Genomic DNA, 23,502 nt, shown 5'->3' with positions numbered 1-23,502 from the left:
CGGGCAAGCGTGCTCCCACAAAAGCAATCCGGAACGAATTCGAAACACCGGAACGATATCGTTACGACCTGCGTATACCCCCAAGCGACAAGGCGTTGATCCCGAAGCACTTTTCAAACCGTGCCAAACTGTAGCGATTTCGCTACACATACCCCTCTCGATACTTCGCAGAACTCCCTGGAGGCCTTGATTTACAAGCCTGGTACAAGTTTGGCCGCAAACTTGCTATAGACCTGCCCCATCATGCTCGCGCCAACGACGAGCAGTCTTTACCCCCGGGGAGTTTCCATGAGCGAATTGCGTTTTACCGAAGATCATGAGTGGCTGCGTGCCGAAGCGGATGGCAGCGTTACGGTCGGCATCACGGCTTTCGCACAAGACGCACTGGGCGACGTGGTTTTCGTTCAACTGCCTGAGCTACAGTCCTACGACAAAGGCGCCGAGGCGGCTACCGTTGAATCGGTCAAAGCGGCCAGCGGTGTTTACATGCCATTGAATGGCGAGGTCGTCGAAATCAACCCGGCACTGGATGCCAATCCGGAACTGGTCAACGAAGACCCGATGGGCCAAGGCTGGTTCTTCCGTTTTATTCCTTCCGACGCTACCGCTGTCGGCCATTTGCTGGATCAGGACGCCTATGACCGCCTGATCAAAGCCAACGCCGAAGCCTGAGGAACGCGTAATGACCGATCGCATCGAATTGAGCACCGCCAACGAATTCATCCCCCGCCACATCGGCCCTCGTGCCAGTGACGAACACGCCATGCTGGCGACTCTGGGTTTCGACTCGCTGGAGGCGCTGAGCGCCACCGTCATCCCAGAGTCGATCAAAGGCACCAGCGTCCTGGGCCTTTCTGCCGGACAAAGCGAAGCAGACGCACTGGCGGACATCAAAGCCATCGCCGCGAAAAACCAGCTGTTCAAAACGTACATCGGACAGGGCTATTACAACACCCACACACCGGCGCCGATCCTGCGTAACCTGCTGGAAAACCCGGCCTGGTACACGGCATACACCCCGTACCAACCTGAAATTTCCCAGGGTCGCCTGGAGTCGCTGCTCAATTTCCAGACCCTGATCAGCGACCTGACCGGCCTGCCCATCGCCAACGCCTCGCTACTGGACGAAGCGACCGCTGCCGCCGAAGCCATGACGTTCTGCAAGCGCTTGAGCAAAAACAAAGGCAGCAACAAATTCTTCGCTTCGGCTCACTGTCACCCACAGACCCTCGACGTGCTGCGCACCCGTGCCGAGCCGCTGGGGATCGAGGTGGTTGTAGCGGATGAAAGCCAACTGAACGATGTCAGCGAGTTCTTCGGCGCCGTGCTGCAATATCCGGCCAGCAATGGCGACCTGTTCGACTACCGCGAACTGGTAGAGCGTTTCCATGCCGCCAACGCACTGGTGGCCGTTGCCGCCGATCTGTTGGCCTTGACCCTCCTGACACCGCCGGGTGAGTTCGGCGCGGACGTGGCGATCGGCAGCGCGCAACGCTTCGGTGTACCACTGGGCTTTGGTGGCCCGCACGCGGCGTACTTCTCCACCAAAGATTCCTACAAGCGTGACATGCCCGGCCGCCTGGTGGGCGTGTCCATCGACCGCTTCGGCAAAACGGCCTTGCGCTTGGCCATGCAGACCCGCGAGCAACACATCCGTCGCGAAAAGGCCACCAGCAACATCTGCACCGCGCAGGTCCTCCTTGCCAACATCGCCAGCATGTACGCCGTTTACCATGGCCCCGTCGGATTGACCCGTATCGCCAATCGCGTGCATCACCTGACCGCGATCTTCGCCAAGGGCTTGAGCCAGCTGGGCTTGAACGCCGAACAGGCCTTCTTCTTCGACAGCATCACCCTGAACACCGGGGCGAAAACCGCGGAATGGCACGCCAAGGCCCGTGCCCAACAGATCAACCTGCGCGAAGTGGATGCCGAGCGTCTGGGTCTCTCGCTGGACGAAACCACCCAGCCCGCCGACGTTGAAGCGCTGTGGAAACTGTTCGCGACCGACGGCCAGGCGCTCCCTGATTTCGGCGCCCTGGCAAGCAGCGTGGAATCACACCTGCCCGCCGGATTGAAGCGTCAATCGCCGATCCTCAGCCATCCGGTATTCAACCGCTACCACTCAGAAACCGAGCTGATGCGTTACCTGCGTCGCCTGGCCGACAAGGACCTGGCGCTGGACCGCACCATGATTCCGCTGGGTTCCTGCACCATGAAGCTCAACGCCGCCAGCGAAATGATTCCGGTGACCTGGGCCGAGTTCGGCAACTTGCACCCATTCGCGCCTGCCGAGCAGAGTGCTGGCTACCAGCAACTGACCGACGAGCTGGAAGCCATGTTGTGTGCAGCCACCGGGTATGACGCGATCTCGCTGCAACCGAACGCCGGTTCCCAGGGCGAGTACGCTGGTCTGCTGGCCATCCGCGCCTATCACCAGAGCCGTGGCGATGAGCGCCGTGATATCTGCCTGATCCCATCCTCGGCCCACGGCACCAACCCGGCCACCGCCCAGATGGCAGGCATGCGCGTGGTCGTCACCGCTTGCGATGCCCGTGGCAACGTCGACATCGAGGACTTGCGCGCCAAGGCCATCGAGCACCGTGACCACCTCGCGGCGCTGATGATCACCTACCCGTCGACTCACGGCGTTTTCGAGGAAGGCATTCGCGAAATCTGCGGCATCATCCACGACAACGGCGGCCAGGTGTACATCGACGGCGCCAACATGAACGCCATGGTGGGCCTCTGCGCACCGGGCAAGTTCGGCGGTGACGTGTCCCACCTGAACCTGCACAAGACATTCTGCATTCCCCATGGCGGCGGCGGCCCAGGTGTCGGCCCTATCGGCGTGAAGTCGCACTTGGCGCCATTCCTGCCGGGCCACGGCAAGATGGAGCGCAAGGAAGGCGCGGTCTGCGCAGCACCGTTCGGCAGCGCGAGCATCCTGCCGATCACTTGGATGTACATTCGCATGATGGGCGGCGAAGGGCTGAAACGGGCTTCGCAGCTGGCGATCCTGAACGCCAACTACATCTCCCGCCGCCTGGAAGAGCACTATCCCGTGCTGTACACCGGCAGCAGTGGCCTGGTCGCGCACGAATGCATCCTCGACCTGCGCCCGCTCAAGGACAGCAGCGGCATCAGCGTAGACGATGTGGCCAAGCGCCTGATCGACTTTGGCTTCCACGCTCCGACCATGTCGTTCCCGGTGGCAGGAACCCTGATGATCGAGCCGACCGAAAGCGAGTCGAAGGAAGAACTGGACCGTTTCTGCGACGCGATGATCAAGATCCGCGAAGAAATTCGTGCGGTCGAGAGCGGTGAGTTGAACAAAGACGACAACCCACTGAAAAACGCACCGCACACCGCTGCGGAATTGGTCGGTGAGTGGAGCCATCCGTACAGCCGCGAGCAAGCGGTCTACCCAGTGGCCTCGTTGGTCGAGGGCAAGTACTGGCCACCGGTCGGGCGTGTCGACAACGTGTTCGGCGACCGTAACCTGGTTTGCGCTTGCCCCTCCATCGAAAACTACGCCTGACGAACAGCCCCAAGCTGCAAGCCACAAGAGAAAGCAGGTCGCGTTTTCTTGTGGCTGGCGGTCTGGAGTCCGAAACCCATCAGCTCGTTACCTGCCGCTTGAAGCTTGAAGCTCATAGCTGCTTTCCCTTCGGAGGCGACAATGTCCCTGAGCGTGTTTGACCTGTTCAAGATCGGCATCGGCCCCTCCAGCTCCCACACCGTGGGCCCCATGCGCGCCGCGGCGCGGTTCGTCGAAGGCTTGCGCCGCGACGGTCTTCTACCCTCGACGGCCTGTGTGAAAGTCGAGCTGTACGGATCCTTGGGCGCCACCGGCAAGGGGCACGGAAGCGACAAAGCTGTACTGTTGGGCCTGGAGGGTGAGCACCCGGACACGGTCGATACCGAACAGGTGAATGAGCGCTTGCAGCGCATCCGCAGCAGCCAGCGGATCAACCTGCTGGGTGAGCACAGCATTGCATTCATTGAAAAACAGCACCTGGCAATGATCCGCAAACCGTTGGCGTATCACCCCAACGGCATGATCTTTCGCGCATTCGACGATGCGGGATTGCAGATCCGCAGCCGCGAGTACTACTCGGTCGGCGGCGGATTTGTGGTCGATGAGGAGGCGGCGGGTGCCGACCGAATCGTCGAAGACAGCACCGTTCTCCCCTACCCGTTCAAAACCGCCAAGGAGCTGATGGCCCATTGCGCCAACACCGGGTTGTGCATCAGCCAAATCATGCTGGCCAACGAAGCTGCCTGGCGACCGGAGGCCGAAACCCGTGCCGGGCTGCTGAATATCTGGCAGGTGATGCAGGATTGCGTCGAAGCCGGCTGCCGCAACGAAGGCATTCTCGCCGGAGGTTTGAAGGTGAAGCGCCGCGCTGCCGGGTTGTACCGGCAGCTGTGCAAGAACCCGGAGGCTTCGCTGCGCGACGCGTTGTCCGTGCTGGACTGGGTCAATCTGTACGCGCTGGCAGTCAATGAAGAAAACGCCAACGGTGGGCGCGTGGTCACAGCGCCCACCAATGGCGCGGCAGGCATTGTGCCGGCCGTTCTGCATTACTACATGCGCTTCATCAACGGTGCCAACGAAGAAGGCGTGGTCCGTTTCCTGTTGACGGCCGCTGCCATTGGCATTCTCTACAAGGAAAACGCCTCCATTTCGGGTGCCGAAGTCGGCTGCCAAGGCGAAGTCGGCGTGGCCTGTTCAATGGCCGCGGGGGCATTGTGCGAGGTCCTGGGCGGCAGCGTGCAGCAGGTGGAAAACGCCGCCGAAATCGGGATGGAACATAACCTTGGCCTGACGTGCGACCCGATTGGCGGCCTGGTCCAGGTTCCTTGCATCGAGCGCAACGCCATGGGCTCGGTCAAGGCCATCAACGCTGTGCGCATGGCTTTGCGCGGTGACGGCCAGCACTTCGTGTCGCTGGACAAAGTCATTCGCACGATGCGCCAGACCGGTGCCGACATGAAAAGCAAGTACAAGGAAACAGCCCGTGGCGGGCTGGCCGTGAACATTATCGAGTGCTGATTTCAGCCGTTTTTTCGGGTTTCAGCGGCGAGCGCCGAAGCCCCCTCCAAGGAGTCATCGATGTCCACTGAACTGTTGAAAACCCCGCTGAACGCCCTGCACCGAGAATTGGGCGCCAAGATGGTCGAGTTCGCAGGCTACGACATGCCTGTCCAGTACCCGGCGGGCGTGATGAAGGAACACCTGCACACTCGCGATCAGGCAGGCCTGTTCGATGTGTCGCACATGGGTCAGATCCTGCTTAGCGGCGCCGACGCTGCCGCCGCCCTGGAAACCCTGGTGCCGGTGGACATCATCGACCTGCCCGTGGGCATGCAGCGTTACGCTCTGTTCACTGACGCTGCAGGCGGGATTCTGGATGACCTGATGGTCGCCAACCTGGGCGACGATCGATTGATGCTCGTGGTCAACGCCGCTTGCAAGAACGACGACCTGGCTCACCTGCGCCAGCACATCGGCAGCCGGTGTGAAATCACGCCACTCTTCGAGGAGCGCGCGCTGTTGGCGCTGCAAGGTCCACAGGCCGTGACGGTACTCTCCCGCCTGGCGCCGGACGTGGCGAAAATGACCTTCATGCAATACACCGCAATGCAGATCGACGGCATCGACTGCTATGTCAGCCGCTCGGGCTACACCGGTGAGGACGGTTACGAAATCTCGGTTCCCGGCGACCAGGTTCAGTCCCTGGCCCGGCGTCTGCTGGCCGAGCCGGAAGTCGCCCCCATCGGCCTGGGCGCGCGTGACTCCCTGCGACTCGAAGCCGGGCTCTGCCTCTACGGCCACGACATGAACACCGAGACCACCCCCATTCAGGCCAGCCTGCTGTGGGCCATCTCCAAGGTGCGCCGTGCCGATGGCGCCCGCGCAGGCGGTTTCCCGGGCGCCGAGCAGATTTTTGCTCAGCACCAAAACGGTGCAGCACGCAAGCGCGTAGGGCTCTTGCCACAAGAGCGCACGCCTGTTCGGGAGGGCGCCGACATCGTCGATGCAGATGATCAGGTCGTCGGCCGAGTGTGCAGTGGGGGTTTCGGCCCGACACTGGGCGCTCCTGTTGCGATGGGCTACGTGGACGCCGCATTGACGGCACTGGAGACGCCGCTCTGGGCAATTGTGCGCGGTAAAAAAGTGCCGATGAAAGTCAGCAAAATGCCCTTCGTCGCACCTCGTTATTTCCGCGGCTGACCTGGACGCCAACAGACTGCAGCACCGCAACAGTGCAAGTCATTGCTCGACTGCTGCAGTCTGGCGCCTTGAAAACAGCAAAGAAAGTGTCAAAAAAACTGCACTTCCATATAAGCATCAACTGCAAAAACTATCGATTCGCGCCCCTTGGTTAAAGTTTTCAAAAAGTGGCCGAAAGCCCCTGAAACCGGGCTTATCCGGGGCTTGTTTTTTCTGCGAGAGTTAGCGTAGAGTCGCTTAACTGTGTTTGCATGGGTCGCTGGGATCGTGACCTGGGCAGTAGCGCTGAAAGCAATGCTACATCCCGCTCTACGTTTCTTCTTCCTGCAACCAGCCCAGTACTCTTTCGTGTGAAAGGGGCTGTCATTAATTTATGCTTCAAGGAATAAGAAAATGTCTCAACGTCAGAGCGGTACCGTTAAGTGGTTTAACGACGAGAAAGGTTTTGGTTTTATCACTCCAGAGAGCGGTCCGGATCTGTTCGTCCACTTCCGCGCTATTCAAGGCAGCGGCTTCAAGAGCCTGAAAGAAGGCCAGAAAGTGACCTTCGTCGCCGTGCAAGGCCAGAAAGGCATGCAGGCTGACGAAGTTATCGCTGAAGCTTGATTGCTGAAGCCTGAAAAGCCCCTGATGGCAACATCAGGGGCTTTTTTATGCCTGTCGTTTTCTACACTGTCGGTACCTTCACGATCAGGCAGCGTCATGTCCCGACACCTCTTGAGCCCTCAGGGCGATTTCCCACCGGCCGGGCTTGGTCGACGTTTGGCGGCCATTTTCTACGACGCCTTGCTGTGCGTTGCCCTCCTCATGGTGACCACCTTCATTTACAAACTGCTGTGGATGGGCGTCATGGGCGAAGCCAGGCTTCGCCAACTGTCCGATGCAGGAGCCCTCGATGGCGATCCGCTGCTCTCGACTCTTCTGGTGTTCGCGCTGTTCGCATTCTTCGCCAAATTCTGGACCCACGCCGGGCAGACCCTGGGCATGCAGGTTTGGGGCATCCGCGTGCAAAACGCCGATGGGACGGCCATCAGCCTGTGGCAGGCATTGCTGCGTTTTCTGGTGGCGATCGCTTCCTGGCTGTGTGTGGGCCTGGGTTTCTTTTGGAGCCTCTTCGACCAGCGCAAACGCACCTGGCATGACCTGTATTCGAACACGCAGTTGGTGCGAATTCCGAAGCGCGGTAAATAAGTGAGCGATGAAGTCCTTGAGCGCCTCGCTCTGCATATGCTTTCAATTCCATCTCGCGCCCACAAAAAAGCCGACCCGGAGGTCGGCTTTTCCTGGCATCAGGCGATCAGCCCGCTCGACGCAGCAGCCAGAGGCCGGCCAGCGCGCAAATCCCTGCGGGCACCAGCACCGCGAACAGCGGTGAGAAGCCGAACACCAGACTCGACGGGCCCAACAGGTCCTGAGCGATCCGGAAGGTGAACCCCACCAGAACACCGGTGAACACGCGCTGCCCAAGGGTCACGGAGCGCAGCGGACCGAAGATGAAGGAGATCGCCATCAACACCAGGGCGACCGTCACCAGCGGTTGCAGAATCTTGGTGTAGAACGCGAGCCAATAGCGACCGTTTGCCAGCCCTTGGTCAGCCAGGTAATGCGCGTAGCCATACAGCCCCGTCATCGACAACGACTCGGGCGGCAGCACGACCGTGCTGAGCAATTGCGGGCTAAGGGAAATGTCCCAGCGCTCTTCCGGGGCAGTGACGACTTCGGTACGGCCCTCATGGAACAGTGTGGTGGAGACATCCTTGAGCAGCCAGTAATCGGTTTTGTAGTTCGCCTGCTTGGCGAAACTGGCGCTGAGCATGTGACGCTGGTCGTCGAAACGGTACCGCGTCACACCATACAGCAGGCCATTGGGCTGCACCGTGTTGATGTGGATGAACTCTTCACCTTGACGGTGCCAAAGACCATGGCGAGCACTTTGCGCGTCGCCCGTGCCCTGTGCCAGCGAACGAGCGGCCTGAGCGGACGCTTCGGTCACGGGGGCAACGTATTCGCCAATGAGCAGACCGGCCACCATCAGCACCAGCATGGGCTTCATGACCGCCCAGACGATGCGCCCAATGGAAACGCCCGCCGCCCTCATGATGGTCAATTCGCTGCTGCTGGCCAGCGTTCCCAGGCCAATCAGGCAGCCGATCAGTGCAGCCATCGGCAGCATGTCATACAGCCGCCGCGGCGCGGTCATGACCACGTAGCTGCCCGCATCCCAGAAGGTGTAGGTGTCGCTGATGTCGGCCATCTCGTCGATGAAGGCGAACAGCGATGCCAGACCGAGAATGATGCCGAGCACGGCGATGATCGCCATGAAGACGCTTTTACCGATGTAGCGATCCAGCTTAACCACGGGCCACCTCCGATTGTGCACGGCGACTCGCCCGATTCAAACGCAACGGCTCCCAGTAAAGCAGCCCCAGACCAATGGCCAGGAAGATGCCGTGCACCCACCACAGGCCCAGCACGGCGGGAATTTTGCCTTTTTCCAGCGCACCGCGAGAGGCAATCAGGATGGTCAGGTACGCCATGTACAGCAGAATGGCGGGCAGCAACTTGAGGAAACGGCCCTGACGCGGGTTGACCCGCGCCAACGGAACGGCCATCAATGCCACGATGAACACCAGGATCGGCAACGAAATGCGCCATTGCAACTCGGCCCTGTTCCGCAGCGAGTCTTCGCCGGTGAACAATTCGGAGGTCGGGATGGCGTCGCGGTCGGTGATTTCATCGCTGATGTCAGGCTTGGGCAACAGCGCACCATAGGTGTCGTACTTGATGGAACGGTAGTTGGCCTGCCCCGGGTTGCCATCGTAGCGATAGCCATTGTTCAGAATCAGATAACGGCTGCCGTCCGGCTTGATTTCCTGCTTGCCCTTCTCGGCCACCAGCACCGTGATGCCGTGATCCTTCTTCTCGTCCATCTTCTTCTCGGAGATGAACACGCCGCCGAGGTTGATCCGGTCGTCGGTCATGGTTTCGGTGTAGGTCACGCGGCTGCCGTCCCGCAGCAACTGGAAGCGGCCCGGTACGAGGGTATCGAACTCGGTCATCGCATCCTGTTTGTTGATCAGCAGTTGAAACTGGGTGGCCCCTTGCGGCGCGAGGCTGAAGCTCAGCCAGGCAACGAGCAGCGACACCAGCGCGGCAGGTGCCAGGGTCATCGCCAAGAGACGCTGCTGGCTCATGCCGGTCGCCGACAAAACGGTCATTTCGCTTTCCAGGTACAGGCGCCCGTAGGCCAGCAAAATGCCGAGGAACAGCCCCAGCGGCAAGATCAGTTGCAGAAAGCCCGGCAGACGGAAGCCCATGATCAGAAACAGCACACCCGGATCGAGCGCACCTGAAGCCGCCTGGGCGAGGTATTTGATGAAACGGCCACTCATGATGATGACCAGCAGCACGGCACTCACAGCGCTCAAGGTAACCAGCACTTCTCGGGACAGGTAACGGAAGACAATCAAACCAGACACTCCAGGGGCGTCACGCTCAGGCAGCCTGACAAGGAAATGGGTCACTCAGGGCGCGCGCGACCGCGGGCCCTCGAAAAAATATGCGGCATTATCCTGTGATTGATCGTGTCTGTCACTGCGTGCACCGGATACTTATTTACCCTATAGGCGCCTGAGCGCCCTGTACGGGGTTGTCAGGGGTCATGAGCCGGGGTCAAACTGCGGGCCTTGTCGCGAGCACAGGGTTGCAGCTCATCGCAATCCGCCGCGCCGCGCATTCAAATTGCGATGAACCACAGTTTATTCGGGGACCCCGACATGGAATTGGTTGTTAAGAGCGTCAGTGCAGAAACCTTGAAAACCGCCACATTGGTGGTTGCCGTCGGTGAAGGCCGTACCCTGAGCGATGTAGCACAAAGTATCGATCTGCTGAGCGGCGGCGCGATCAGCGCGGTGCTCAAGCGCGGCGACCTGGCGGGAAAAGTGGGCCAGACCCTGCTCCTGCACAACCTGCCGAACCTCAAGGCTGAACGCGTGTTGTTGGTTGGCACCGGGAAAGAGCCTGAACTGGGCGACCGTCCCTTCCGCAAGATCGTCGGCGCAGTGCTGAGCACCTTGAAAACCCTGGGCGGGACCGATGCGGCCTTTGCGCTGGATCACCTCAAAGTCAAAAACCGCGACACCTACGGCAAGAGCCGCCTGCTGGTAGAAACGCTGGCCGATGGCGAATACGTGTTCGATCAGTTCAAGAGCCAGAAAGTCGACCCTCGCGCCCTCAAGAAAGTCACGCTGCTGACTGCCAAATCCAACGTCGCGGATGTAGAGCGCGCCGCCAAACACGCCCAGGCCATCGCCGCAGGCATGGCGGTAACCCGCACCCTGGGCAACCTGCCGCCGAACATCTGCCACCCGACGTACCTGGGCGAACAGGCCAAAGCCTTGGGCAAGGCCAACAAGGGCCTGAAGGTGGAAGTCCTGGACGAGAAGAAAATCGCCGATCTAGGCATGGGCTCGTTCCTCGCCGTCGGTCAGGGCAGCGCTCAGCCACCTCGACTGATCGTGATGCAGTACAACAACGGCAAGAAGAGCGAGAAGCCCTTCGTGCTCGTCGGCAAAGGCATCACCTTCGACACGGGCGGCATCAGCCTGAAGCCGGGCCTGGGCATGGACGAAATGAAATTCGACATGTGCGGCGCGGCCAGCGTGTTCGGCACCCTGACTGCCGCCCTGCAACTGCAGTTGCCGATCAACCTGGTGTGCATCATCGCCGCTGCCGAAAACATGCCGAGCGGCACCGCGACGCGTCCGGGCGATATCGTCAAGACCATGAGCGGCCAGACCGTCGAAATTCTCAATACCGACGCCGAAGGCCGTCTGGTGCTGTGCGACGCTCTGACGTACGCCGAACGCTTCAAACCGCAGGCGGTGATCGATATCGCGACCCTCACTGGCGCTTGCGTCGTCGCACTGGGAGGCCATACCTCGGGCCTGCTTGGCAACAGCGACACGCTGATCGAGCAAGTACTGGACGCGGGCAAACGCGCCGACGACCGCGCCTGGCAACTGCCGCTGTTCGACGAATACCAGGAGCAACTGGACAGCCCGTTCGCCGACATCGCGAACATCGGTGGCCCGAAAGCCGGCACCATCACGGCTGCCTGCTTCCTGTCCCGCTTCGCCAAATCGTTCGAATGGGCACACCTGGACATCGCCGGTACCGCATGGCTGAGCGGCGGCAAGGACAAGGGTGCCACGGGCCGTCCTGTTCCGCTGCTGACTCAATACCTGCTCGACCGCGCCGGCGTGTAACACGCCCCTGAAACGTGCCGCAGCGCTGATCCTGAAGCCTGCGGCACGCTTCACGCCATGGACCGTTCATGACCCAAGTCGACTTTTACATTCTGCCCACCGCCGATCCTGTCGCGCGCCTGGACTTCGCCTGCAAACTCACCGACAAGGCCTGGCGGCTGGGCCACCGCATCTACCTGCATTGCAGCGATGCCGAACAACGGGCAGAACTGGACGCCCGTCTCTGGCGCTTCAAGGGCGAAACCTTCGTGCCCCACGGCCCACTCGAAGACGATCCCGACGCCCCTGTGGCACTCGGCATCGGCGACGACCCGGCGACCCATCAGGATCTGCTGGTCAATCTCGACCTGCGCATCCCTCCCTTTTTCAAACGATTCGCGCGCGTCGCGGAAATCGTCGTAGAAGACCCGTCCATCCGCGAAGCGGCGCGAGAGAGTTTCCGCTTCTACCGTGAACAGGGCTATCCTCTGCACAACCACCGACTGCAGCGTTTTTGAGTACACGATGGATAATCCAAAATCCCTGAAAGACTCGGCGCACTTGCTGGATGATCTCGAGTCGATCCGCCAGCTGTTGGGCGACGACACCCTGCAACCGCCATTGCTGACGGACACCGTTCCCGGCGAAGGCCAGATTCCCTTGCTGTTCGATGTGGTCAGCGGCCAGATCGTTGCCGCAGACGAACCCGACGCTCACGACGTTCCAGTGTTGCAACCGGAGCCTGTCGCCGCCCCTGCAGCGCCTGCCCCTCCCCGCCCTGAACCTGTGCCCGTTGCGCCAAATCCCGACGACCTGTTGCACCTTGACAGCGAATTGCGGGCGGCTGCGCAACTGATCATGCAGGACGTCATCCACGACTTCGCACCGCATATCGAAAACGAGATCAAGCGTCGCCTCGAAGCGCGGATGGAGCGGCTGATAACAGCAGCCTCAAGCGGCAAGCTTTAAGCTGCAAGCAGGAGCGCGCTTGCCCGCGATGAGGGCGTGTCAGTGAGCCGAGATATTGGATTTACCGACGTAGTTGCGGGCAAGCGCGCTCCTACGATCTGCGGACAAAATCCACAGTCCCCCCACGCTGGCGATCAGCTTGCGGCTTATAGTTTGTGGCTTGAAGCTGCCCCTGTAGCTATACTGACCGGCTTTTCCGACTGAAAGCAGATCAGGTTCCCGCCGCGCATGGACAAGACCTACCAGCCGCACGCCATCGAAACTTCCTGGTACCAGACCTGGGAGTCCGAAAACTATTTCGCTCCGCAAGGCGCGGGCGACTCGTACACCATCATGATTCCGCCGCCGAACGTCACCGGCAGCCTGCACATGGGCCATGGTTTCAACAACGCGATCATGGACGCTCTGATCCGTTTCCGCCGGATGCAGGGCCGCAACACCCTGTGGCAACCGGGCACCGACCATGCCGGTATCGCCACCCAGATGCTGGTCGAGCGTCAGCTCGAAGCTCAGGGCCAGAACCGCCATGATCTGGGTCGTGAAAAATTTCTCGAGAAGGTCTGGGAGTGGAAGGATCAATCCGGCGGCAACATCAGCCGTCAGATCCGTCGTCTGGGCTCGTCCGTGGATTGGAGCCGTGAGCGCTTCACCATGGACGACGGCCTGTCCGAAGCCGTCAAAGAAGCGTTCGTACGCCTGCATGAAGACGGCCTGATCTATCGTGGCAAGCGTCTGGTCAACTGGGACACCAAGTTGCACACGGCCATTTCCGACCTGGAAGTGGAGAACCACGACGAAAAGGGCAGCCTCTGGAACCTGCGCTACCCGCTGGCCGACGGCGTGAAAACCGCCGACGGTCAGGACTACCTGATCGTCGCCACTACCCGTCCTGAAACCATGCTCGGCGACGCGGCCGTCGCAGTGAACCCGAACGACGAGCGCTACAAGGCGTTGATCGGCAAGTTCGTCGAGCTGCCGCTGGTAGGCCGTCGCATCCCGATCATTGCCGACGACTACTGCGACCCTGAATTCGGCACCGGCTGCGTGAAGATCACGCCCGCCCACGACTTCAACGACTACGAAGTCGGCAAGCGCCACAACCTGCCGCTGCTGAACATCTTCGACAAGAATGCCACCGTGCTTGCGGCGGCGCAGGTGTTCAACCTCGATGGCACGCTCAACGAAAGCATCGACGCTGCCCTGCCTGCCGAATACGCAGGCCTGGACCGCTTCGAGGCGCGCAAGCGGATCGTTGCCGCCTTCGACGCCGCCGGCCTGTTGGTCAGTGTCGATGACCACGCCTTGAAAGTGCCGAAAGGCGACCGCTCCGGCACGGTCATCGAACCATGGCTGACCGACCAGTGGTACGTGTCCACCAAGCCGCTGGCCGAGCCCGCCATCGCCGCAGTCGAGGACGGGCGCATCGCTTTCGTGCCCAAACAGTACGAAAACATGTATTTCTCCTGGATGCGCGACATCCAGGACTGGTGCATCAGCCGCCAGTTGTGGTGGGGCCATCGGATCCCGGCGTGGTACGACGAAGCCGGCAAGGTGTACGTCGGCCGCGACGAAGCTGAGGTGCGCGCCAAGCACAACCTCGGGCCAGACGTCGCGCTGCAGCAGGACAACGACGTGCTCGACACCTGGTTCAGTTCGGGCCTGTGGACGTTCTCCACGCTGGGCTGGCCGGAGCAAACCGAATTCCTGAAAACCTTCCACCCGACCGACGTGCTGGTGACCGGCTTCGATATCATTTTCTTCTGGGTCGCCCGGATGATCATGCTCACCATGCACCTGGTGAAGAACGAAGACGGCACCCCGCAGATCCCGTTCAAGACCGTCTACGTGCACGGCCTGGTGCGCGACGGCCAGGGCCAGAAGATGTCCAAGTCCAAGGGCAACGTGCTGGACCCGCTGGACATCGTTGACGGCATCGAGCTTGAAGCCCTGGTGCAAAAACGCACCAGCGGGATGATGCAGCCTCAACTGGCCAAGAAGATCGAGAAGCAGACCCGCGCCGAATTCGCCGAGGGCATCGCCAGCTATGGCACCGATGCCCTGCGCTTCACCTTCTGCTCGCTGGCGTCCACCGGTCGTGACATCAAGTTCGACATGGGCCGCGTCGAGGGCTACCGCAATTTCTGCAACAAGATCTGGAACGCCGCGCGCTACGTGCTCGACAAGGGTGAAGACTGCGGTCAGAACGGCGAAGCGTTCGAGCTTTCGCTGCCGGACCGCTGGATCATCTCTCAATTGCAACGCACCGAAGCCGAAGTGACCCGTCAACTGGATCAATTCCGATTCGATCTCGCGGCACAGGCGCTGTACGAGTTCATCTGGAACCAGTATTGCGACTGGTATCTGGAGTTGTCCAAGCCTGTGCTGTGGGATGAAAACGCACCCGTCGAGCGTCAGCGTGGCACCCGCCGTACGCTGGTGCGGGTCCTGGAAGTGGCGCTGCGTCTCGCGCACCCGTTCATGCCGTTCATCACCGAGGAAATCTGGCAGCGCCTGGCGCCGTTGGCCGGCGTGCAGGGCAAGACCATCATGCTGCAACCTTGGCCAGTGGCGAACGAAGAGCGCATCGACGCCGCCGCCGAAGGCGACATCGAGTGGCTCAAGGGCCTGATGCTGGGTGTGCGCAACATCCGTGGCGAAATGAACATCGGCCCCGGCAAGCCATTGCAATTGTTCCTCAAGAACGTCAGCGTCGAAGATCAGCGCCGCCTGAGCGAAAACGAGCACCTGCTCAAGAAGCTGGCCAAGCTCGAGTCCTTCACCGTGCTGGCTGCTGGCGCCGAGGCCCCGCTCTCCGCCACCGCGCTGGTGGGCGAAATGGAAGTGCTGGTACCAATGGCCGGCCTGATCGACAAAGGCGCTGAGTTGGCACGTCTGGACAAGGAAATCCAGCGCCTGCAAGGCGAAGTGCAGCGCGTGGGCGGCAAGCTGTCCAACGCTTCCTTCGTCGACAAGGCCCCTGCCGATGTCATCGCCAAGGAGCGCGCCAAGCTGGCCGAGGCCGAGCAGGCCCTGGGCAAGCTGGCCGAGCAGCACGCACGGATTGCGAGTTTGTAATGAAACAAGCGGTCAGCCTGACATCCGGTCAGACTGACCGGTCGCAAGCCCCGTAGGAGCGCGCTTGCCCGCGATAGCATTTTGTCAGCCCCATTGTGTAGCTGACACAACGCAATCGCGGGCAAGCGCGCTCCTACGGGGTTTTGTATTCTCACGAGAATCGAATTCGTCATGGCTACTCCAGACACACCCAAACCACCACGCAAGAAGCCCAAAGCTGCCCCTGCCGCTAAACCCGCCGAACCGCGCGAAAAAGCCAGCCTGCATCCACGCAATCGCCATCAGGGGCATTACGACTTCCCGCGGTTGATCAAAAGCAGCCCTGAACTGGGCCAGTTCGTGATCATCAATCCCTACGGCAAGGAGAGCATTGACTTTGCCAATCCAGCGGCGGTTCGGGCGTTCAATCGCGCTTTGCTCAAGGCCTACTATGGCATCGCCCATTGGGACATCCCGGCGGATTACTTGTGTCCACCAATCCCCGGCCGCGCGGACTACGTCCACTTTCTGGCCGACCTCTTGGCCGAGCACAACGAAGGGGCCATCCCTCGCGGTGCGGCGATCAAGGCGCTGGACGTCGGGACCGGCGCCAACTGTATCTACCCGCTGATCGGTCATCGCGAATACGGCTGGCACTTCGTGGGGTCAGACATCGACAAGGTCGCCCTCGCCTCGGCCACTACCATCGTCAAGGCCAACGCCTTGGGCAAAGCCATCAGCCTGCGTCAACAAACCGACCGCAAGCACATTCTGGTCGGTCTGTTACAGGCCGATGAGCGCTTCGACCTGAGCCTGTGCAACCCGCCCTTCCACGCTTCCGCTGACGCAGCATTGCGCGGCAGCCAGCGCAAATGGCGCGCGCTGGGCAAGGCCGACCCCAAGCGCAAACTGCCGGTGCTGAACTTTGGCGGGCAAGCAGCCGAACTGTGGTGCGAGGGGGGCGAGGCGCGGTTTGTTTCACAACTGATCAGCGAAAGCGCTCAAGTGCCGAATCAGGTGTTGTGGTTCAGCACGCTGGTGTCAAAAGCTTCCAACCTGCCGCTGATCGAGGCGGCCCTGAAAAAGGCCGGCGCGCTGGAACGCCATGTGGTGGAGATGTCACAGGGGCAGAAACAAAGCCGCTTCGTGGCCTGGACGTTTCAGGACGGGGCCCAGCGGGCCAAATGGCGTGCCGAGCGTTGGGTGACCGAACGCAGCTGATTGTCGGTGTATGAGCGCGCTTGCCTGCGACCGTGTCGTGCCAAGCGCCTGAATGTCGTCCGACACACCGCCGTTGCGGGCAAGCGCGTTCCTACAAAAACCAGAGCGCAGGCACAAAAAAACCGTGTTCGGATCGCTCCGTCACACGGTTTCTCTTCACAAGCAGCGTTGTCGCTTACTTGTTGATCGAGTCGGTCAGCACTTTGGCTGGAACGAACTTGACCACTTTCTTGGCTGCGATTTCGATGGCTGCGCCAGTCGATGGGTTGCGGCCAGTGCGAGCCGGGCGGTCGGTGATTTTCAGTTTGCCGATGCCTGGCAGAGTGATCTCACTACCGGCTTCCAGTTGGTCAGCGACGATTTGGCCCAATTGGTCCAGAGCATTGCGCGCGGTGGTTTTTGGCGCGTCGATAGCTTCTGCGATATCGGCGATCAATTGGTCTTTAGTCAGAGCCATGGTGGTGTTCCTTCCCTATCAAATTCATATGGTTTGCAGAGTGTGCACGGACGCGAAATGTAGATACCGAAAACGGTCTTTGGTTCGGCCAAACGCCCACAAACTGCATGCTTGGCGCGCCTCGGTGCGCAAGACCGGGCAAAGCTAGCACAGAGACAGGTAAATATCCGCACCTGACTAGCCATTTGGTCAGCTTTATCGTGTTTGAGGGGTAAAAAAGTCATATCAATACGCTCTCCTCCCCTGTTTCAGCCCTCGCCCACGCGAGATTCACCCAGTCTGCGGTACACTTGCCGACTTTCGCACGGGCCGTCCTTTTCCCGTTCAGTCCCTTTTCAGCAGCCGAGAAATCCATGCCGATCCGTCACGCCATCGTTCACCTGATCGACAAGAAACCCGACGGTACGCCAGCAGTCCTCCACGCCCGAGATTCCGAACTGGCAGAGTCTCAAGCCATCGAAAACATGCTGGCCGACCTCAACGAAAGCTACAACGCGAAACAAGGCAAGGCCTGGGGGCTGTTTCATCCCGAGTCCGGGGCTTATCCGTTCAGCGGCTGGCTCAAGGAATACCTCGACGATGGTAAGGACTTCACTGCGTTCAGCCGGGTGGCCGTCGAACACCTGCAGAAGCTGATGGAGGAGTCGAATCTCTCCGTTGGTGGGCACGTGCTGTTCGCCCACTATCAGCAAGGCATGACCGAGTACCTGGCGATCGCTTTGCTGCACCACAGCGAAGGGGTCGCGGTGAACGAAGCGCTGGACGTCACGCCCTCACGTCATCTCGACCTGGGCCAATTGCACCTTGCCGCGCGGATCAACCTTTCGGAGTGGCAGAACAACAAAGCATCCAAGCAATACATCTCGTTCATCAAGGGCAAGAACGGGAAGAAGGTCTCCGAGTACTTCCGCGACTTCATCGGTTGCGAAGAAGGCGTCGACGGCCCCGGCGAGACTCGCACCCTTCTGAAGGCCTTCAGCGACTTCGTCGAGAGCGAAGACTTGCCCGAAGAGTCCACCCGCGAGAAAACCAAGGCACTGGTGGATTACGCCAGCAGCCAGAGCAAAATGGGTGAGCCGATTGCGCTGGAAGAGCTTTCCGGGCTGATCGACGAAGACCGCCCGCGTGCGTTCTACGAACACATCCGCAACAAGGACTACGGCCTGTCGCCGGAAATCCCCGCCGATAAACGTACGCTCAATCAATTTCGCCGCTTCACTGGCCGCGCTGAAGGACTGTCGATCAGCTTCGAAGCGCACCTGTTGGGCGACAAGATCGAATACGACGAGGAAAAAGGGACGCTGATCATCAGAGGTTTGCCGACCCAACTGACCGATCAATTGAAAAGGCGCTGATCGCGATGCTCGTACGCACCTTGAAGAAGTTCGTGTTGATCATGATGGTGGTCGTGGTCTATCAGAACTGGGGCAAAATCGAAAACTTCGTCCACCCTGACCCCACCGTGTCCGCGCAGGTCCGGAGCAACGCCAGGGTCACCCTGTATGCGACCGATTGGTGTGGCTACTGCAAACAGACGCGGCGCTTCCTCGACAGCAAGGGCATTCCCTATACCGAGTACGACATCGAGAAGTCCAAGGAAGGCCGCAAGGCTTACGAGGCGCTGGGTGGTCGCGGCATTCCCCTGATCGATGTGAATGGCACGTTGATCAGGGGCTTTTCACCGGAGGAGATTCTGGCAGCGTTGAAGTGATTCAAGCCTTTTCGATACGGAACCCATAGCGCGGGAAGTGCACATGCACGATTCCCGCGCGCTCATCTTCACGGCGCAGGATCATTTCCTCTCGGCCGTTGAAGACCAGTTCGCCCTGAACGCGGTCCACGCCGTAGTCCACCGCTGACACGCTCACCTGCTGCCCCGCTTCGAAGCCGTTGGGATCAACGAAGGCTTGCTGCGGCAACGCCGCAGGCTGGGCTTTGCGTGCGATCTCCACAGCATCGGCCGAACTCAATTCGCTTGCCGCGCCATGTCCAAAACCAAGCACACGCTGATACCAAGCCAGTACAGCGGGGTAATCGTCTACCAGAGGTGCAGTGACGGGCGTCTGTTTCAGGAACCACAGGGTATGGGCCACCGAGAAGTCGGCAATGGATGGCACGCCCAGCAGGAAGTCGCCGTTGCGCTCCAGTTGGGTTTCCAGTCGGTTCATGAGCGTCGGCCACTGGTGTTGTGCCAGCTCCAGCGGCACGCGGGTCGCGTTGCCGCCATCGAACAGGGTCGCGCGGTCAGCGACGAACGCTTTCACGGCTTCCGGCGGCACCTTGGCGAAACGCACAGCCAGCGAGGCGGGCTGAAAAACAAGACTTACAGCATGCAGAAACAGCACCGAATCGGCCCAGTTGGCCAGGCTCGCCGAGGTGAACTCCTGGCCTTCGGGATAGAAGGTGGGTGAGGTCTTTTCGGCTTCGAGACGGTGGGCAATCAACGCCGTGTCGCAGTAGATGTCCGCGCCGACTTGCAGCACCGGCGTCTTGCGATAGCCACCGGTGAGGGCGGTGACATCGGGCTTGGGCATGATTGACGGAATGATCACCGAACGCCACGACAGTCCCTTGAAGCCAAGCATCAGGCGGGCTTTCTCAGAGAACAGGGAAGTGGGGTAGTGATGCAGGATCAGCTCTGACATGTGCTTCGAGGCCTCGTCTGTAGAGCGTTCAGCCTAATCACTGACAAACGCCGCGTCGAGTGACGTGACGGCCAAATCGAGTACTCGCGATATGCTGCGCCAGACTTATCGCGAGATCTTCCAAACAATACCGAGCACCTCGACAGGAGAAAACTAGGCTTGAACTGACACCCACGGAAGGAAGTTCATCATGAAAATGGCCTGCTTTGTCTTCATCATCTGTACAGCGCTGGTACATGGCTGCGCGTCCGTCACCTCACCACAACCGCCCACCGTCGCCAATGCCCGCGCTGAACAGTCCGAGCAAGCGGCAGCGGACCTGAATCGACTGTTCAACGATGTTCAGCAAAATGATTGCCGGGAAATCGGCACCAACTTGCCGCGCGGTCTTTACTATTGCAGCGGCGTGATCATCCGGGCCACCAGCGATGGCGACTACTTGCCGTGGACTCACAGTCCAGCGTCTATGGCTCGTGGATCCGCATCGTTCTCATGGTTTCGCAAGGATGATCACCCCACGGTGCTGCTGAGTGGGTCGGGGTTTATCGTTCGCAACGCTGTCGAAAGTCATCGATTGGGCCTGCCAGGCTTCGATGAGGGGTTTATCTGCCTGTTCCCCAAGGACGCCTCAACAGGGGGCAACGTTCTGCATAACGGCTGCATCAGCAGGTTTGCGAAGCCAGTGATCCATCAGGCTCATCTCCAACCTGATATTCCCCATCACAATGCCAGGTTTGCGTGGGGTTCGTGCGAAGACGCAGGCATTACATCGCTCGAACAATGGATGGACTACACCGGGGACATGCTCGGAGACTACAGCACCTCGACGCAGTGCTCCTGGAATGTGGACAGTCAGAACGGATGGCGAAATTCGCTCGCGATGCAGACCCACTATCCCTTGTTCGACTTTTATTGGAACGAGCTGCTCATGGCGACGGTAGACGACGGTTATTCACTGAAAGACATGATCTCCGCTGTCTTTCTGGACGTCTCAAATTATGACCAGAATATTCAACCTGCACGTAACTTCCAGCGTAAACTGATCGCCAATAACAGCTACGCGCCGATCCTGCGACTGGATCTGTCCAGTGACCAGCCGTTCTCGTTCCATCAGGAAGACCAGATCACTGAGGCGCATTAACATCGCTGCCGCCATGAGCGCCAAGGCCCAGCGCGGCCAGATTCTCCTTGGCGCTCTTGCGCAGTTTCTTGATCAGACGCTCCTGACGTAGCGCCTCACCCTTATCGGCACAGGCTTCGATATAGACCAGCGCGACCGCCGGGCTTGAGAAGAAAAAGCGAGCACCCTTGCCGCTCTGATGCTTGGCAAAGCGCTTGTGAGGGTCGTCGCTGATGCCGCAATACAAGGCTCCATTCGCTGCGCGTACCAAGTAAACGAACCACCGTTTCACCTCAGTGGGTTCGGATGCGAGATCAGTGACAGGCGTATCGTTCATCGGGCATCAAGGGCATTGTTCGCAGAAGCGAGAAGTCTAACAGAGCCTCAGCGGCTCGCCTGAAACGCCTTGAGCCCTTTTTGCGCCTGTGCACGAATGGCGTTCTGCACCAGCGGCGTCCAGCCCAGCAGCGCGCCTTTCGCACCGAGGGCCTGCCGTGACCAGCGCCACAGGTCGAAGTGGTCATGGTGTTCGCAGATCTTGCCGTCCCGGAAGACGAACCGCGCCTGTATATCGTTGACCACGGTACGTCCGGTCTGGCTGAACAGATAGGTCGCGACCCAATGCGCGCTACCGGAACGCTCGTCAGCGCGCACGTTGTCGAAGTGCACCGAAAAAGACTGGGCACGGGATGTCAGCATTCGCCACATATCACCCGCCTCGGCCCCTCGCAATTCACCGAAGACCGGGTCGCTGAAGAGCACGTCTTCGCTGTAGCAGGCGGCCATGGCTTCTGCATCGAGGCGACTGAACGCCTCGTAGAAGCGGCTGATCAGTGCCTTGTTCTGTTCACTCGTGGTGATGTCGCTCATGGGAAGTTGGCGTCCATGGAAAAGATGCCTGCACGATAAGCGGCAACACAGGGTTTTGCCACGGACATTCGCCAGGCAAATACCCCGAATCACACTTTTTCGCTGATGACATCGACGTACAGGGAGCGACCTGCGCCCAGTCCGGCAATGATGGCTGCCACACCGATCACCCCGAAGATCCAGCCGACTGCGCTCCAGCTACCCGTCCAGTCGTGCACCACGCCTACCGCGAATGGCCCCAGTGAGGCCAGCGTGTAGCCGATGCCTTGAGCCATGCTCGACAGGTTGGCAGCGACGTGGGCGTCCCGTGAGCGCAGGACGATCAGGGTCAACGCCAGGCTGAAGGTACCGCCCTGTCCCAGCCCGAGCACCACCGCCCACACCCACAACTGACTCACAGGGGCATAGAGGCAACCGTACAGCCCGCCAAGGGTCAGGCCCATGACCAGAAGAATCGCCAAACGCTGATCTTTGCCTCGCGTCGCCAGCCAAGGCGCTACCAGCGAGCTGAACAGTTGAATCATGATCGACCCCGAGAGCAGCAGGCCGCTTTCGGTCGGCGTCAGTCCACGAGCGATGAGAATGGAGGGCAACCAGCCGAAAACAATGTAGGCCAGAGACGATTGCAGGCCCATGTACAACGTGACTTGCCGGGCCAGCCGATCGCGAAATAGCCCCCGAACGCGGTAGGCAACCTGGTGTTTGCCGTGGCTGTTACGGGTTTGCGGCCACCAGAACGCGGCCGCGAGCACTGCTGGAACGATCCAGAAACCGAGCCCGAGCGTCCAGCTATTGCCGACATCGCCTCCAAACGCATGGCTCAAGGGCACGGTCGAGCCCGCGGCAACCGCTGCGCCGAGGCACAGCGCCATGGTGTAAACGCCGGTCATGGCCCCGGCCTGACGGGAAAAGTCGCGTTTTACGATGCCGGGCAACAACACGCCAATGATGCCAATGCAGGCGCCTGCCAGAATGCTCCCCGTAAACAACCCGACCACGCCGAACGAGCTGCGCAGAAGAATGCCGCAGGCCAAGGTCAGCAGAATGCCAAGCACCACCCGCTCACTCCCAAAACGCCGCGCCAAAATGGGGGCCAATGGCGCAAACAATCCCAGGCACAGCACGGGCAAGGTCGTCAGCAGGCCCGCAGTGGCAGCCGACAGCCCAAGACTCTTCGACACCTCGCTCAACAGCGGCGCCATGCTCGACAATGCCGGGCGCAAGTTCAGCGCCACCAGCACCAGCCCCAACAGCAAAAACCACGGTCGCTTCAACACTGGACGATGCTGTTGAACCTGCTCGTCGTCAGCTTCCGCATCGATCAGCATTTCGTCGATTTCGTGATGTTTTCGGGAAAGGGATAGCGTGTCGCTCGCCGTCGGCGCCTTGGTCGTCATGGGATTCTCGTGGGGGCAGGATTGTGTAACAGCGCAGAGCGCAAAGACGTCATCCTGTTTGAGAATGGCAAAGAACACAAGTTTCAAGGGGATTGGGTACAGTTTCCACCGCCCCCCGAACGAACCCAATCCCTGTAGGAGCGCGCTTGCCCGCGACCAAGGTGTGGCAGACACCTACAGACTGCCTGATACACCCGCAGTCGCGGGCAAGCGCGCTCCTACAAAGGTCAACTGTGCATTTTCAGCCGTCATAAAAAACCCGGGCACAAGGCCCGGGCTTTT

Annotated in this window: 21 protein-coding genes; 14 read left to right on the top strand and 7 right to left on the bottom strand. The window is 60.2% G+C overall.

Annotation, left to right across the window (positions count from 1 at the left end; all coding sequences use genetic code 11):
• Positions 1-288 precede the first annotated feature (288 nt).
• From gcvH to N5D61_RS07915, 6 genes are all read left to right on the top strand, one after another.
• Entirely contained in the window at positions 289-672 is a 384-nt protein-coding gene (gcvH, locus tag N5D61_RS07940) for a glycine cleavage system protein GcvH (protein ID WP_108236843.1), read from the top strand.
• A 10-nt stretch (positions 673-682) separates the two neighbouring features.
• Positions 683-3,541 carry an aminomethyl-transferring glycine dehydrogenase gene (gene gcvP, locus N5D61_RS07935; RefSeq protein WP_279891874.1) on the top strand — a complete coding sequence of 953 codons (2,859 nt, stop codon included), beginning with the start codon at positions 683-685 and terminating at the stop codon, positions 3,539-3,541.
• Positions 3,542-3,682: 141 nt separating this feature from the next.
• A complete protein-coding gene (locus tag N5D61_RS07930; RefSeq protein WP_279891872.1) occupies positions 3,683-5,059 on the top strand; it encodes an L-serine ammonia-lyase in 1,377 nt (458 codons plus the stop codon).
• Positions 5,060-5,119: 60 nt separating this feature from the next.
• A complete protein-coding gene (gcvT, locus tag N5D61_RS07925; RefSeq protein ID WP_279891870.1) occupies positions 5,120-6,241 on the top strand; it encodes a glycine cleavage system aminomethyltransferase GcvT in 1,122 nt (373 codons plus the stop codon).
• A gap of 393 nt (positions 6,242-6,634) precedes the next feature.
• On the top strand, positions 6,635-6,847 hold the full coding sequence (locus tag N5D61_RS07920) for a cold-shock protein (protein WP_108236839.1): 213 nt from the start codon (positions 6,635-6,637) through the stop codon (positions 6,845-6,847).
• A 96-nt stretch (positions 6,848-6,943) separates the two neighbouring features.
• The gene (locus N5D61_RS07915; RefSeq protein ID WP_108236838.1) at positions 6,944-7,432 is read left to right on the top strand and encodes an RDD family protein; all 489 of its coding nucleotides are present in this window, start codon (positions 6,944-6,946) and stop codon (positions 7,430-7,432) included.
• A gap of 106 nt (positions 7,433-7,538) precedes the next feature.
• Here the strand turns inward: N5D61_RS07915 and lptG are convergent, their stop codons facing one another.
• Both lptG and lptF read right to left on the bottom strand, forming a co-directional pair.
• Positions 7,539-8,600, bottom strand: coding sequence for an LPS export ABC transporter permease LptG (gene lptG / locus N5D61_RS07910; RefSeq protein ID WP_279891868.1), 1,062 nt, complete (start codon positions 8,598-8,600; stop codon positions 7,539-7,541).
• Entirely contained in the window at positions 8,593-9,711 is a 1,119-nt protein-coding gene (gene lptF / locus N5D61_RS07905; protein ID WP_108236836.1) for an LPS export ABC transporter permease LptF, read from the bottom strand. Before lptF ends, lptG begins: the two co-directional genes overlap by 8 nt.
• A gap of 306 nt (positions 9,712-10,017) precedes the next feature.
• Here lptF and N5D61_RS07900 point away from each other — a divergent pair, with 306 nt between their 5' ends.
• The 5 genes from N5D61_RS07900 to rlmF all read left to right on the top strand — a co-directional run bounded on the left by N5D61_RS07900 (position 10,018) and on the right by rlmF (position 16,731).
• Positions 10,018-11,508 (top strand): leucyl aminopeptidase, encoded by a 1,491-nt coding sequence (locus N5D61_RS07900; protein WP_279891865.1) that lies wholly within the window; start codon positions 10,018-10,020, stop codon positions 11,506-11,508.
• Between the two features lie 68 nt (positions 11,509-11,576).
• A complete protein-coding gene (locus N5D61_RS07895; RefSeq protein ID WP_279891863.1) occupies positions 11,577-12,005 on the top strand; it encodes a DNA polymerase III subunit chi in 429 nt (142 codons plus the stop codon).
• Positions 12,006-12,012: 7 nt separating this feature from the next.
• Positions 12,013-12,456: a DNA polymerase III subunit chi gene (locus N5D61_RS07890; RefSeq protein WP_279891861.1), complete on the top strand. Its 444-nt coding sequence runs from the start codon at positions 12,013-12,015 to the stop codon at positions 12,454-12,456.
• Positions 12,457-12,684: 228 nt separating this feature from the next.
• Positions 12,685-15,531 (top strand): valine--tRNA ligase, encoded by a 2,847-nt coding sequence (locus N5D61_RS07885; RefSeq protein WP_108236832.1) that lies wholly within the window; start codon positions 12,685-12,687, stop codon positions 15,529-15,531.
• A gap of 171 nt (positions 15,532-15,702) precedes the next feature.
• Entirely contained in the window at positions 15,703-16,731 is a 1,029-nt protein-coding gene (gene rlmF, locus N5D61_RS07880; protein ID WP_279891858.1) for a 23S rRNA (adenine(1618)-N(6))-methyltransferase RlmF, read from the top strand.
• A 175-nt stretch (positions 16,732-16,906) separates the two neighbouring features.
• Here rlmF and N5D61_RS07875 read toward each other — a convergent pair whose 3' ends face one another.
• Positions 16,907-17,188 (bottom strand): HU family DNA-binding protein, encoded by a 282-nt coding sequence (locus tag N5D61_RS07875; protein WP_108236830.1) that lies wholly within the window; start codon positions 17,186-17,188, stop codon positions 16,907-16,909.
• A 353-nt stretch (positions 17,189-17,541) separates the two neighbouring features.
• On the opposite strand from N5D61_RS07875, the gene yejK reads away from it, so the two are divergent.
• Together yejK and N5D61_RS07865 are read left to right on the top strand one after the other, a co-directional pair.
• Positions 17,542-18,543: a nucleoid-associated protein YejK gene (gene yejK / locus N5D61_RS07870; protein ID WP_279891857.1), complete on the top strand. Its 1,002-nt coding sequence runs from the start codon at positions 17,542-17,544 to the stop codon at positions 18,541-18,543.
• Between the two features lie 5 nt (positions 18,544-18,548).
• Complete coding sequence (locus N5D61_RS07865) at positions 18,549-18,899, top strand: glutaredoxin family protein (protein WP_279891855.1); 351 nt, start codon at positions 18,549-18,551, stop codon at positions 18,897-18,899.
• A 1-nt stretch (position 18,900) separates the two neighbouring features.
• Here the strand turns inward: N5D61_RS07865 and N5D61_RS07860 are convergent, their stop codons facing one another.
• Positions 18,901-19,833 carry a glutathione S-transferase family protein gene (locus N5D61_RS07860; RefSeq protein WP_279891853.1) on the bottom strand — a complete coding sequence of 311 codons (933 nt, stop codon included), beginning with the start codon at positions 19,831-19,833 and terminating at the stop codon, positions 18,901-18,903.
• A gap of 190 nt (positions 19,834-20,023) precedes the next feature.
• Between N5D61_RS07860 and N5D61_RS07855 the strand changes: the two genes are divergently transcribed.
• Positions 20,024-20,974 carry a hypothetical protein gene (locus tag N5D61_RS07855; RefSeq protein WP_279891851.1) on the top strand — a complete coding sequence of 317 codons (951 nt, stop codon included), beginning with the start codon at positions 20,024-20,026 and terminating at the stop codon, positions 20,972-20,974.
• Here the strand turns inward: N5D61_RS07855 and N5D61_RS07850 are convergent.
• The 3 genes from N5D61_RS07850 to N5D61_RS07840 form a co-directional block, all read right to left on the bottom strand.
• Positions 20,958-21,290 (bottom strand): GIY-YIG nuclease family protein, encoded by a 333-nt coding sequence (locus tag N5D61_RS07850; RefSeq protein WP_279891849.1) that lies wholly within the window; start codon positions 21,288-21,290, stop codon positions 20,958-20,960. The two genes, N5D61_RS07855 and N5D61_RS07850, sit on opposite strands and share 17 nt — an antisense overlap.
• A 47-nt stretch (positions 21,291-21,337) precedes the next feature.
• A complete protein-coding gene (locus tag N5D61_RS07845; protein WP_279891847.1) occupies positions 21,338-21,823 on the bottom strand; it encodes a nuclear transport factor 2 family protein in 486 nt (161 codons plus the stop codon).
• 89 nt (positions 21,824-21,912) lie between these two features.
• Positions 21,913-23,220, bottom strand: coding sequence for a CynX/NimT family MFS transporter (locus tag N5D61_RS07840; RefSeq protein ID WP_108236824.1), 1,308 nt, complete (start codon positions 23,218-23,220; stop codon positions 21,913-21,915).
• Positions 23,221-23,502 lie beyond the last annotated feature (282 nt).

Origin of the sequence: Pseudomonas sp. GD03842, assembly GCF_029841165.1 — a bacterium.
Lineage (GTDB): Bacteria > Pseudomonadota > Gammaproteobacteria > Pseudomonadales > Pseudomonadaceae > Aquipseudomonas.
Note: the sequence above shows the minus strand (reverse complement) of the source record. Positions and strands in the feature narration are given on the sequence as shown.

Bases quoted from the DNA above. Each gene is read 5' to 3' on its own strand.
- gcvT (WP_279891870.1), top strand. From the start codon at position 5,120: ATGTCCACTGAACTGTTGAAAACCCCGCTGAACGCCCTGCACCGAGAA.
- N5D61_RS07890 (WP_279891861.1), top strand. From the start codon at position 12,013: ATGGATAATCCAAAATCCCTGAAAGACTCGGCGCACTTGCTGGATGAT.
- N5D61_RS07845 (WP_279891847.1), bottom strand. From the start codon at position 21,823: ATGAGCGACATCACCACGAGTGAACAGAACAAGGCACTGATCAGCCGC.
- N5D61_RS07865 (WP_279891855.1), top strand. From the start codon at position 18,549: ATGCTCGTACGCACCTTGAAGAAGTTCGTGTTGATCATGATGGTGGTC.
- N5D61_RS07915 (WP_108236838.1), top strand. From the start codon at position 6,944: ATGTCCCGACACCTCTTGAGCCCTCAGGGCGATTTCCCACCGGCCGGG.
- N5D61_RS07885 (WP_108236832.1), top strand. From the start codon at position 12,685: ATGGACAAGACCTACCAGCCGCACGCCATCGAAACTTCCTGGTACCAG.
- N5D61_RS07860 (WP_279891853.1), bottom strand. From the start codon at position 19,833: ATGTCAGAGCTGATCCTGCATCACTACCCCACTTCCCTGTTCTCTGAG.
- gcvH (WP_108236843.1), top strand. From the start codon at position 289: ATGAGCGAATTGCGTTTTACCGAAGATCATGAGTGGCTGCGTGCCGAA.
- yejK (WP_279891857.1), top strand. From the start codon at position 17,542: ATGCCGATCCGTCACGCCATCGTTCACCTGATCGACAAGAAACCCGAC.
- N5D61_RS07895 (WP_279891863.1), top strand. From the start codon at position 11,577: ATGACCCAAGTCGACTTTTACATTCTGCCCACCGCCGATCCTGTCGCG.
- N5D61_RS07920 (WP_108236839.1), top strand. From the start codon at position 6,635: ATGTCTCAACGTCAGAGCGGTACCGTTAAGTGGTTTAACGACGAGAAA.
- N5D61_RS07875 (WP_108236830.1), bottom strand. From the start codon at position 17,188: ATGGCTCTGACTAAAGACCAATTGATCGCCGATATCGCAGAAGCTATC.
- N5D61_RS07850 (WP_279891849.1), bottom strand. From the start codon at position 21,290: ATGAACGATACGCCTGTCACTGATCTCGCATCCGAACCCACTGAGGTG.
- rlmF (WP_279891858.1), top strand. From the start codon at position 15,703: ATGGCTACTCCAGACACACCCAAACCACCACGCAAGAAGCCCAAAGCT.
- N5D61_RS07855 (WP_279891851.1), top strand. From the start codon at position 20,024: ATGAAAATGGCCTGCTTTGTCTTCATCATCTGTACAGCGCTGGTACAT.
- N5D61_RS07930 (WP_279891872.1), top strand. From the start codon at position 3,683: ATGTCCCTGAGCGTGTTTGACCTGTTCAAGATCGGCATCGGCCCCTCC.
- N5D61_RS07900 (WP_279891865.1), top strand. From the start codon at position 10,018: ATGGAATTGGTTGTTAAGAGCGTCAGTGCAGAAACCTTGAAAACCGCC.
- N5D61_RS07840 (WP_108236824.1), bottom strand. From the start codon at position 23,220: ATGACGACCAAGGCGCCGACGGCGAGCGACACGCTATCCCTTTCCCGA.
- gcvP (WP_279891874.1), top strand. From the start codon at position 683: ATGACCGATCGCATCGAATTGAGCACCGCCAACGAATTCATCCCCCGC.